Annotated in this window: 10 protein-coding genes; all 10 read left to right on the top strand. The window is 38.5% G+C overall.

The window, feature by feature from the left end:
• Positions 1 to 663: 663 nt before the first annotated feature.
• The 10 genes from N782_RS03490 (at position 664) to rlmN (ending at position 11,386) form a co-directional block, all read left to right on the top strand.
• Positions 664 to 1,953: an NCS2 family permease gene (locus tag N782_RS03490; RefSeq protein WP_036816470.1), complete on the top strand. Its 1,290-nt coding sequence runs from the start codon at positions 664 to 666 to the stop codon at positions 1,951 to 1,953.
• 186 nt (positions 1,954 to 2,139) lie between these two features.
• The gene (locus tag N782_RS03495; protein WP_052111156.1) at positions 2,140 to 3,027 is read left to right on the top strand and encodes a YicC/YloC family endoribonuclease; all 888 of its coding nucleotides are present in this window, start codon (positions 2,140 to 2,142) and stop codon (positions 3,025 to 3,027) included.
• A gap of 87 nt (positions 3,028 to 3,114) precedes the next feature.
• Positions 3,115 to 3,378 carry an extracellular matrix/biofilm regulator RemA gene (gene remA, locus N782_RS03500; RefSeq protein WP_036816221.1) on the top strand — a complete coding sequence of 88 codons (264 nt, stop codon included), beginning with the start codon at positions 3,115 to 3,117 and terminating at the stop codon, positions 3,376 to 3,378.
• A 10-nt stretch (positions 3,379 to 3,388) separates the two neighbouring features.
• The gene (gmk, locus tag N782_RS03505; RefSeq protein ID WP_036816224.1) at positions 3,389 to 4,009 is read left to right on the top strand and encodes a guanylate kinase; all 621 of its coding nucleotides are present in this window, start codon (positions 3,389 to 3,391) and stop codon (positions 4,007 to 4,009) included.
• Positions 4,006 to 4,209, top strand: coding sequence for a DNA-directed RNA polymerase subunit omega (gene rpoZ / locus N782_RS03510; RefSeq protein ID WP_036816227.1), 204 nt, complete (start codon positions 4,006 to 4,008; stop codon positions 4,207 to 4,209). The genes gmk and rpoZ overlap by 4 nt, the downstream gene beginning before the upstream one ends.
• A 147-nt stretch (positions 4,210 to 4,356) precedes the next feature.
• On the top strand, positions 4,357 to 5,556 hold the full coding sequence (gene coaBC, locus N782_RS03515; RefSeq protein WP_036816230.1) for a bifunctional phosphopantothenoylcysteine decarboxylase/phosphopantothenate--cysteine ligase CoaBC: 1,200 nt from the start codon (positions 4,357 to 4,359) through the stop codon (positions 5,554 to 5,556).
• Positions 5,557 to 5,558: 2 nt separating this feature from the next.
• Positions 5,559 to 7,973: a primosomal protein N' gene (gene priA, locus N782_RS03520; protein ID WP_036816232.1), complete on the top strand. Its 2,415-nt coding sequence runs from the start codon at positions 5,559 to 5,561 to the stop codon at positions 7,971 to 7,973.
• Positions 7,974 to 7,988: 15 nt separating this feature from the next.
• A complete protein-coding gene (gene fmt, locus N782_RS03525; RefSeq protein ID WP_036816234.1) occupies positions 7,989 to 8,936 on the top strand; it encodes a methionyl-tRNA formyltransferase in 948 nt (315 codons plus the stop codon).
• Positions 8,929 to 10,281, top strand: a complete 1,353-nt coding sequence (gene rsmB / locus N782_RS03530) for a 16S rRNA (cytosine(967)-C(5))-methyltransferase RsmB (protein ID WP_036816236.1) — start codon at positions 8,929 to 8,931, stop codon at positions 10,279 to 10,281. Before fmt ends, rsmB begins: the two co-directional genes overlap by 8 nt.
• 13 nt (positions 10,282 to 10,294) lie before the next feature.
• Complete coding sequence (gene rlmN, locus N782_RS03535; RefSeq protein WP_237582539.1) at positions 10,295 to 11,386, top strand: dual-specificity RNA methyltransferase RlmN; 1,092 nt, start codon at positions 10,295 to 10,297, stop codon at positions 11,384 to 11,386.

The following is an 11,386-nucleotide window of genomic DNA, read 5'->3' on the forward strand; positions in this document are numbered from 1 at the left end:
TAACGGACATATGATACCTTATTTGTGAAAAAACACACTATATTAAGGTTATTTTGGCTTAATAGCGTACTGTATGTCCGTTACGAATACAAAATAGCCTTTAAATCGAAGAATAAGAGACTATATGTCCGCATAGCATCATCTTGTTGCAATAATTCATTCCTCGCTTCGTGAATACCATGATTACGAAACAGTCCCACTCTAATCGGGGCCATGTTTCCGTTCATCCCAACAACAGTAAAGGTGGCCGTGGAACGACGAGACTCCCGCCGGAGAAAGAGGTAGGCAAGACCCCGCAAAGCCCCGCTTTTGGGCTTGAGGAGGCTTGGAAGGGGAGGTTCGACTAAAGTCGTCACATCGTGTGACAACGTCGAACGCCCCTACGTCGTGTAGGGCCGCCGGCAGGACGCGAGTTGTTCCACGGCCACCTTCATTCTCACAAAAAGCAACGGAAGCATCTTCCTTCCCCAGAATATCTCAATCCCAAGTCTTCAAGATAACGGGGCTTATAAGGAAAAGGCTAATTAGCTTCATAGACGCTGATTAAAGAATAATTCTAAATGAATTTGGTTCAAACCATTGAAAACATACTAAAAAACGAATATTATGTACATTGGTTGAAATAATTATTCGTGAAAAAGTGGTGTTTAGATGGAACAACTTATGAAACAGTTTAATTTAGCAGGAAACAATACGACGATACGCACAGAATTGATTGCAGGCTTCACTACATTTTTATCTATGGTCTATATCGTGTTTGTAAATCCGACTATTCTACAAAGTGCAGGGATTCCGTTTGACCAAGTGTTCATGGCTACTATCATTGCAGCAGTTGTGGGGACGTTTATTATGGCACTTGCTGCTAATTATCCTATAGCTATTGCACCTGGTATGGGGTTGAACGCATATTTTGCTTCTGTAGTTGGTAGTCAAGGGTTGTCATATCAAATTGTTTTAGGGACTGTGTTTATCGCAGGTTTATTATTTATGTTGTTAAGCCTAACTAATTTTCGAGAGAAGTTAATTGAAGCTATTCCAAATTCATTAAAATATGGTATTACATCAGGTATTGGTTTATTTATTGCATTTATAGGACTTGAAATGGCAGGTATATTAGACAAAACAGCTGAAGAAGGTTTAATTGGGGATTTATCATCACCAACAGCGTTGTTATCCATAGCAGGGCTTACAATTACTTTGATTTTATTAGCTCGTAACGTCAAAGGTGCTTTATTTATTGGGATGATTATTACAGCAATAATCGCTTATTTTACAGGGCAAATGCCATTTGAAGGTGGCCTGCCAGTTGGCTTACCTCCAGTACCGGTGTTTATGGATATGAATATTTTAGGTGTATTCTCCAATAGTCTTTATATTGTTATTTTTGCATTCTTACTTGTCACAATCTTTGACACTACAGGTACTCTTGTAGGTGTTGCGGAACAGGGAGGCTTTATGAAAAATGGGTCTCTACCAAACGCGAAATCAGCTCTAATGGCGGATGCCGTGGCAACTACTACTGGTTCATTATTTGGAACAAGTCCTTCTACAGCTTATATTGAATCCACAACAGGTGTTGCTGCAGGAGGAAGAACAGGGCTTACATCGGTTGTAGTAGGTATATTGTTTATTGTGTCTATGTTCTTTTCACCAATTGTAAAAGCAATTGCTACAACACCTGCTATTACGGCACCAGTATTAATCATTGTAGGATGTTTTATGATTGAAGGTTTATCGCGTGTGGATTGGAAGACTTTCGATGAATCTTTTCCTGCCTATGCTACGTTGCTAGCGATGCCTTTAACATCAAGTATAGCAACTGGGATCGCAGTTGGATTTATATCTTATCCTTTATTGAAACTTGTGAGTGGTAAAGGAAAGCAAGTACATTGGTTGTTATACATCTTTGCAATTATCTTTGTTTTCTATTTATTGTTCACACCAATGGCTTAATTAGATAAGGTACTAATCATCATAAGAGCTTGGCTAATCCAAGCTCTTATTTACTTTTCTCGTCTTTTTCATTAGTGAACTCGTTAAATTTAAGCATTATAGCTAAAATAATGGTATTATTACTCATAGAGTATGAATGTAATATGGTAATTGTGGAAAAACAGTTAAAGAATGGGTGTGATCTTCGTGGTAAAGAGTATGACAGGCTATGGAAGTAGTGTGAACGTGTCTGAAGAGCAGGAAACGGAAATTACAGTCGAAATTCGCACAGTAAATCACCGCTTTCTTGATTTTTCTACTAAGATGCCTCGGTCACTCATGTATTTAGAAGATAGAATGAAGAAAGAAATTCAACAATCATTCCATCGCGGAAGAGTGGATGTTTATGTTACGATTGAAGGCAATGGTTTCACAAAACGTAATTTACAAATGGATTATGAATTAATGGATCAATTTATTCATGAAATGAAGCTTGCCAAATCACGTTACCAATTAGCTGGGGACATTGATGTAAATACGTTAATTACCTTTCAAGAGTTGTTTTCGGTACAAGAGAAAGATGAAGGTTATGACAAAATAGAACATGAAATCATGTCAGCTTTACAAGAAGCTAAAACAAAGGTATTAGATATGCGTGTTCAAGAAGGCATTGCTTTACAAGAAGATATGAAAACAAGGCTGGATCAGATACGTATTATTATATCTGAGTTAGAAGCTCGAAGACATATTGTAATTGATTCCTCGCGAGACCGAATAAAACAACGTATGACAGAGTACATCAATGAAGAGTTAAAAGAAGATGGCTCTCGAATTCTTCAAGAGGTGGCTTTACTAGCAGAAAAAGGGGATATTACAGAAGAGGTTACACGTTTAGGTAGCCATCTGGATCAATTTTTTGATAAGCTGACTAGTAATGAAGCAATAGGAAGACAATTGGACTTCATTGTTCAAGAAATGCATCGTGAAGTGAATACAATTGGATCTAAGTCAAATGATACACAGATAAGTGAATGGGTTGTACAATTAAAAAGTGAAATAGAAAAAATTAAAGAACAAGTGCAAAATGTTGAATAAGCATTGAGTTTTGCTTATAGTTTTTCATATAATTATAGTATTGAATGTATAAACATGTTTGTTTGCAATGAAGAAGGAGGAGCCACAGTGAGCTTACGACTAATCAACATTGGATTTGGAAATGTTGTATCCGCAAACCGAATTATTTCTATTGTTTCACCTGAATCAGCACCAGTGAAGAGAATTATCACAGTTGCTAGAGACAATAATAAACTAGTAGATGCTACATATGGCCGACGTACTAGAGCGGTCATTATTACAGATAGTGACCATGTCGTTTTATCAGCTGTTCAACCGGAAACCGTTGGTGGCCGTGTAATCAGTAACGAAGACATGTCAGATGAAGGGTAGGAGCTTGACCGTGATTGAAGAAAAAGGTATTCTATTTATTCTATCTGGACCCTCAGGTGTTGGGAAAGGTACAGTGAGAAAGTCTCTTTTCGATAAAGATACTGACTTAAAGTATTCCATTTCGATGACTACACGCCCACCGCGTGAAGGAGAGGTAGATGGAGTGGATTATTTCTTCAAAACGAAAGAAGAATTTGAAGATATGATCGAAAATAATAAAATGATTGAATACGCTCATTATGTGGGAAATTATTATGGTACCCCTAAAGATTATGTGCAGAAGCAACTAGATAATGGCAATGATGTATTTCTAGAAATTGAAGTTCAAGGGGCATTACAGGTTAAAGAAAATTTTCCTGAAGGTGTATTCGTATTCCTAATTCCACCAAGTTTAGAGGAATTGAAAGACCGTATCATTAGTCGTGGTACAGAAACAGAAGAAAAGGTAAGAAATCGTTTAGCAGCAGCTAAAGAAGAAATTGAAATGATGGACTATTATGACTATGTCGTAGTAAATGATCAAATTGACACAGCAGTCCAAACGGTACAATCGATTGTTCGCAGTGAACACTGCAAACGAGAACGTGTCGCAATACAATACAAAAAAGCACTGGAGCGTGATGAATCATGATGTTAGAGCCGTCCATTGATAAACTGTTGAACAACATTAATTCTAAGTACACACTTGTTACTCTATCAGCACGTCGTGCGCGTCAAATGCAAGATACTAAAAAGTATTTAATTGATGACTACGAGTCAGAAAAATATGTAGGTATTGCTTTAGAGGAAATAAATGAAGGAAAGCTTTATTACTCTAATGACAGTTACTAAGAGAAGAAATAACAACCTTGATTAGGTTGTTATTTTTATTTCTTACATAAATTTGATCTCTCTTTTAGTTTATATAGAAGCAATTAGAATGAACACACAGTTCTTAAGTAGTAAAATAGTGGTACATTAGATTCGGAGGGAAAAGCTGTGTTACAAGACAAAAAAGTTGTATTGGGTGTATCAGGTGGCATTGCTGCTTACAAAGCATGTGCTCTAACGAGTAAATTAGTCCAAGCTGGTGCGGATGTGACAGTTATCATGACAGAAAGTGCGCAACAATTTGTAACTCCACTTACTTTTCAGGCTCTTTCGAGGAATCCAGTTTATACAGATACATTTGATGAAAAGATCCCTGAGCAAATTGCACATATAGATGTAGCTGATTGGGCTGATTTAATTGTTCTGGCACCTGCCACAGCTAATTTGCTTGGCAAAATAGCTAATGGCATCGCTGATGATATGCTTACAACTACCTTGCTAGCTAGTGAAGCACCTGTTTATGTTGCTCCAGCTATGAATGTTCATATGTATGCGCACCCTGCAGTTCAAATGAATCTTAAACAACTAGACCAATATGGATACCGTTTCATTGAACCCGGTGAAGGATACCTTGCCTGTGGGTACGTTGGAAAGGGACGTTTAGAAGAACCTGAAACAATCGTTGGTGTACTTGAGGAACAAGAGAATCTTGAACAATCTCTGGCGGGCAAGCGAGTTCTTATTACAGCAGGTCCTACGAAGGAGAAGATTGATCCTGTTCGTTTTTTCACCAATCATTCGACTGGAAAAATGGGCTATGCTCTTGCTAAACAAGCCGTCTCACTTGGGGCATATGTTACTCTCATTTCAGGCCCTGTAAACTTAGATACCCCCAAGGGAGTGCAGCGAATTAATGTTGAATCAGCAGATGAAATGTATCACCAAGTGCTAGAACATTACGTGAATCAGGATATAGTAATAAAGACAGCAGCTGTTGCAGATTACCGCCCTAAAACAAGTTATAGTACTAAAATGAAAAAAGAACCCGGTGATTTAAAGATAGAGATGGAGAGAACGAAAGATATTTTACAAGCACTTGGTGAGAGAAAGACTTCTCAATTTCTGGTTGGTTTTGCAGCAGAAACGACGAACCCCCTCGAATATGCAAAAGATAAACTTGAAAAAAAGAACTTAGATGCCATTGTAGTAAATAATATTTCCGAAGAAGGTGCTGGATTCGGCGGAGATACTAATATTGTTACTTACATGAATGGTAAGGGAGATCAAATTAATTATCCCCTCCAATCGAAAGAAGAGGTAGCGAAGCACATCTTACAGCATGTAGCTAATGAGTTGAAGGATGAGTAAATGTGAAAATTGCCCGCGTAATTGTAGATGTACCATCAAGTCAAACCAATCGTCTTTTCGATTATAAGATTCCTGAACACTTAGAAGACGTAGTACAAATGGGAATGAGGGTTATCGTACCATTTGGACCACGTAAAATAATGGGGTTTGTTTTAGACATTACCTCTGAAACTAATGTAGACAAGTTGAAAAACATTCAAGATGTAATGGATTTGACACCTGTTTTAACACCTGAGCTAGTAGAGGTTGGTAAGTGGATAGCTGAAACTACCTTGTGCTTTTATGTATCTGCTTTTCAGGCCATGCTGCCTCAAGTGTTAAAAGCAAAATATGATAAAGAATTATGGCTCTTAGCTGAACCAGAAGAGCTAACCCCGACACTGGATCAATTGTTTGCAGGTCGCGGTGTGATACCATATGAAGAATTGAAGGAACATAATCTATCTTATTCTGCAATACAAAAAGCCATTCAAGAAGGATTGCTTGAAGTACACTATAACGTAAATAGTAAAGAAACCAAGAAAAAAGAAACGTTCATAACTCCTGGCGCTACAATGGAACAATTGGAAGAGATGTATGTAGATATTCCAAGTCAAGCCAAGAAACAAAAAGGGATCATAGCTTATTTTCTAGAGGAAGAGCTAGAAGAAGTGAGGCAGAAAGAGTTGTTAGAAACATTAGGGACCACTAGAGCGTCATTGAAACCCCTTCTTGATAAAGGGTTACTACAGGAAGTTCATAAAGAAGTGTATAGGGACCCTTATCAAGACCGGGAATATGAAGCAACCACACCTTTTGAATTGACTGAGGAACAATCTACTGCTATTAAACCTATTCACCATTCCATTTCGACAAAGCAGCATGAATCATTTTTATTACATGGTGTGACGGGTAGTGGCAAGACGGAAGTTTACCTTCAATCGATTCAACATGTATTGGATAATGGGAGAGAAGCTATTGTCTTAGTACCTGAAATCGCATTGACACCGCAAATGGTCGAGCGGTTTAAAGGAAGATTTGGTTCAAGAGTGGCTGTTCTGCATAGTGCCTTATCAGCTGGTGAGAAATATGATGAATGGCGAAAAGTACAACGAAAAGAAGTCCAAGTAGTGGTAGGGGCTAGATCTGCGATTTTCGCACCATTTGAAAATATAGGCATCATTATTATTGACGAAGAACACGAATCAAGCTATAAACAAGAAGATTATCCACGCTATCACGCAAGAGATGTTGCAATAAAAAGAGGGGAATATCATCAGTGTCCAATCGTACTTGGAAGTGCAACACCGACACTTGAATCCTTTGCGAGGGCTAAAAAACAGGTTTATACTCTATTATCGCTTCATAAGCGGATGAATGAAGCAACTATGCCAGAGGTAGAACGTGTCGATATGAGGGAAGAGCTTCATGCAGGGAACCGTTCGATGTTCTCACGTAGCTTGCATGACAAAATGCAAGAAAGGCTGCAAAGAGGGGAACAAACTGTTTTGTTTTTGAATAGGCGTGGTTATTCTACCTTCGTTATGTGCAGGGATTGTGGTCATGTAATGGAATGTCCTCACTGTGATATAGCACTTACTTATCACAGAAAAAATGAGCGTTTAAAGTGTCACTACTGCTCGTATGAGGAAGGAATGCCAGACAAGTGTCCTTCATGTGAAAGTGAATCAATTCGTTTTTTTGGAACTGGTACACAAAAAGTAGAAGAATCACTCCAGCAGATGCTACCTGAGGCTAGAATCATACGAATGGATGTTGATACGACCAGAAGAAAAGGAGCTCATGAAAGGCTGTTAACAAAATTCGGAAATAAAGAGGCTGATATTCTCCTTGGGACGCAAATGATAGCGAAAGGACTAGATTTTCCTAATGTCACGCTTGTCGGTGTGTTAGCAGCAGATTCCTTACTACATCTTCCAGACTTCCGATCCTCAGAAAAAACATTTCAGCTTCTAACGCAGGTGAGTGGTCGAGCGGGACGTCACAAGCTACCAGGGGAGGTTGTTGTTCAAAGCTATACTCCTGAACATTATAGTATTGATTTAGCAAGTCAATATGATTATGAATCTTTTTTTCAGAAGGAAATGAAGATGAGGAAGATGTTCCAGTATCCACCTTACTATTTTTTAACACTACTTACTGTATCGCATCCTAATCATTTGTACACAATGGATGTAACACAAAAGATGTCTCAGTTCTTACGAGAACAGTTATCTGAACGGTCAGTTATTCTTGGACCGACACCCTCTCCTTTAACTAGGATAAAAGATAGATATCGCTATCAAGTCATGATAAAATACAGAAATGAACCAACGCTAATTAAAGTCATGAATCGACTTTTTCAATTATATGAAGATGATGTACAGAATAAAGACTTACAAGTAACTATCGACTTTCAACCGTACCAAATGATGTGAAGAGGTGTTTTTTACATGGAACGTATCGTATTCATGGGTACCCCGGATTTCGCGGTACCCGTCTTACAACAATTGTTATCAGATCAATATAACGTAGTAGCAGTGGTTACTCAACCAGATCGTCCAAAAGGGCGTAAACGAACGCTTACACCACCACCTGTGAAAGTAGAAGCTGAAAAGCATAATATACCAGTTTTACAGCCAGAGAAAATTAGAAAAGAATATCAAGATGTACTTGCCTATGAACCTGACTTGATTGTTACTGCTGCATTTGGTCAGATACTACCTAAGGAACTATTAGAAGGACCTCAGTACGGTTGTATTAATGTACATGCTTCTCTCCTTCCGGAATTACGTGGTGGAGCCCCAATTCATTATGCAATCTTACAAGGTAAGAAAGAAACGGGTATATCTATTATGTATATGGTGGAAGCTTTAGATGCTGGAGACGTATTATCTCAGAGTCGTGTGAAAATTGAGGAAACAGATCATGTAGGTACACTTCATGATAAGCTTGCCAAATCTGGATCCCAACTTTTGAGTGAAACACTACCAAAATTATTCAATCATGAATTAACAGCGACCAAGCAAGACGAAAGCCAAGTAACCTTTGCATCTAATATTAAGCGTGAACAAGAGCGAATAGACTGGAACCAAGATGCTGAGACGATTTATAATCATATTAGAGGACTACATCCATGGCCTGTTGCATTTACAACGTATCAGAATAAGGTCATGAAAATATGGTGGGGAGAAAAAGTTAATAAGAGCTTTTCAGGGAAACCTGGAGAAATCATTCAACTAGAAGATGATGGTTTTGTTGTAGTCAGTGGCGACAACAAAGGAGTTAAGTTAACAGATATTCAACCTTCAGGAAAAAAACGGATGGCTGCCGGTGATTACCTGCGTGGGGCTGGTCAATCTCTACGAGTAGGCGAAATGGTAGGGGAAACAGATGAGTAATATTAATGTACGAGAAGCTGCACTGGATATAGTCACAAGAGTTGGTCAACAGGGCGGATATAGTAACCTGTTAATCAACCAGACAATTCATCAAAAAGGGTTAAGCCAGCGAGACACGTCACTATTGACAGAAATCGTGTATGGTACAATACAACGTAGAGACACTTTGGATTATTATATAAGTCCGTACCTTCGCAATAAAAAAAAGCTAAAGCCATGGGTGCTTTGGCTTCTTTATATGTCTTGCTATCAACTGTTGTATTTGGAGCGGGTTCCTGATCATGCTGTTCTTAATGAAGCAGTAGAAATTGCCAAGAAAAGAGGGCATAAAGGGATTGTATCTATGGTTAATGGGGTATTACGTAACCTACAACGAAATGGCCCTGCCTCTCTAGATAGTATCGAAGATTCCATCAAACGTCTTGCTATTGAAACGAGTCATCCAGAGTGGTTGGTTCAGAGATGGGTAGACATGTATGGATTGACGGTAACCACAAATATGTGCCATAAGAATCTGGAGCGTTCTACGATGACAGTTCGAGTCAATACGACGAAATATTCCAGAGAAGAAATTATTATCCAACTAGAAAAGGAAGATTTTGAAGTGAAACCCACTTCCCTATCACCGCAAGGGATTGAGATTCAGTCAGGGAATATCATCCAACATCCACTATTTCAAGAGGGTGGCTTGACGATTCAAGATGAAAGCTCCATGCTAGTTGGAGAAATGATAGATGTAGAAAAAGGGATGAAGGTCTTAGATGCATGTAGTGCTCCAGGTGGCAAGGCGACGCATATAGCTGAAAAGATGGACGATGCTGGTAGTGTATATGCTTATGATTTGCATCGTAAAAAGGTGCAGCTCGTTGATCAAAAAGCTGAACAATTAGGGCTTACCTGTATTCAGACAGGCCAATATGATGGAAGAAATTTATCTGACATCCATGAGGAAAGTACGTTTGATCGAATACTATTGGACGCTCCGTGCTCAGGACTTGGCGTTGTAAGAGGTAAGCCAGATATTAAGTATGCAAAAACAGAAGATGACATCAATACCCTTTCCAAAATACAACGAGAATTGTTAGAATCGGTTAGTCGTTTGTTAAACTTACATGGTAAGCTAGTATACAGCACTTGTACGGTGGATCGTAAAGAAAATGAAGAGATGATTGAGTCGTTTTTAGCAGATCATCCTGATTTTGAAGTCGATCCAGCTTTTTTTGACGAGTTACCTTATGAAACAAAACAATTGGTAGGACGGACGAAATGGGGGCTTCAATTGTTTCCCCAAGATTTTGATACAGATGGATTTTTTCTAACAAGATTACAAAAGAGGAGTGACTAACATGGCTGAAGTAATGAAGAAAAAGCGAAACAAAGAAACTAGGCCAAATTTAGGAAACTCGATTTATTCTCTAACCCACGAAGAATTACAAACTTGGTTAGAGAATCATGGTGAGCCAAAATTTCGTGCAACGCAAATATTTGAATGGTTATATCAAAAACGAGTTGAATATTTTGAAGAAATGACAAACCTATCCAAAGGACTTCGTGACAAGTTAAATGAATCCTTTACGATTACTACCCTTGAAACTGTAGTACAGCAAAAGTCTCAAGATGGGCGGACGATGAAGTTTCTATTTGAAATGAATGATGGGTACACAATTGAAACAGTACTAATGAAACATGATTATGGCTATTCTGTATGTGTAACAAGCCAGGTAGGATGTAGAATTGGCTGTACATTCTGTGCCTCATCCATTGGAGGTTTAAAGCGCCAACTAGAATCTGGTGAAATAGTGAGCCAGGTAATCAAAGTTCAAAAAGCACTAGATGAACAAGGTGAACGTGTTTCTTCTATTGTATTAATGGGTATTGGTGAACCATTTGATAACTATGATGAAATCATTGCTTTCCTAAGAACCATCAACCATAATAAAGGAATAAATATTGGTGCACGTCATATTACACTATCAACAAGTGGTATCGTACCTCGTATTTATGATTTTGCGGATGAAAAGACACAAGTTAATTTCGCTGTCTCACTTCACGCGGTTACGAATGAACGCCGATCTAAGCTTATGCCAATTAACAAGGCATACCCATTGGAAAAATTACTTCCTTCCGTAAAATATTATAATGAAACGACTGGCAGACGTGTTACGTTTGAATACGGCTTGCTAGGTGGTGAGAACGATTCGCCTGATGAAGCAAGAGCGCTAGCGAAGGTGATTCGTGATTATAATTTAAACATCCACGTTAATCTAATCCCAGTAAACTTTGTACCAGAACGAGATTACGTGAGAACGCCAAGAAGTCAGATTTTTGAGTTTGAACGTACGTTAAAAGAAGAGGGAATTAACGTTACTATTCGTCGTGAACAAGGGCATGATATTGATGCAGCTTGTGGTCAATTACGTGCGAAGGAGCGTAAAAAAGAGACGAGGTGA

It is taken from the genome of Pontibacillus yanchengensis Y32, from assembly GCF_000770635.1.
Lineage (GTDB): Bacteria > Bacillota > Bacilli > Bacillales > BH030062 > Pontibacillus > Pontibacillus yanchengensis.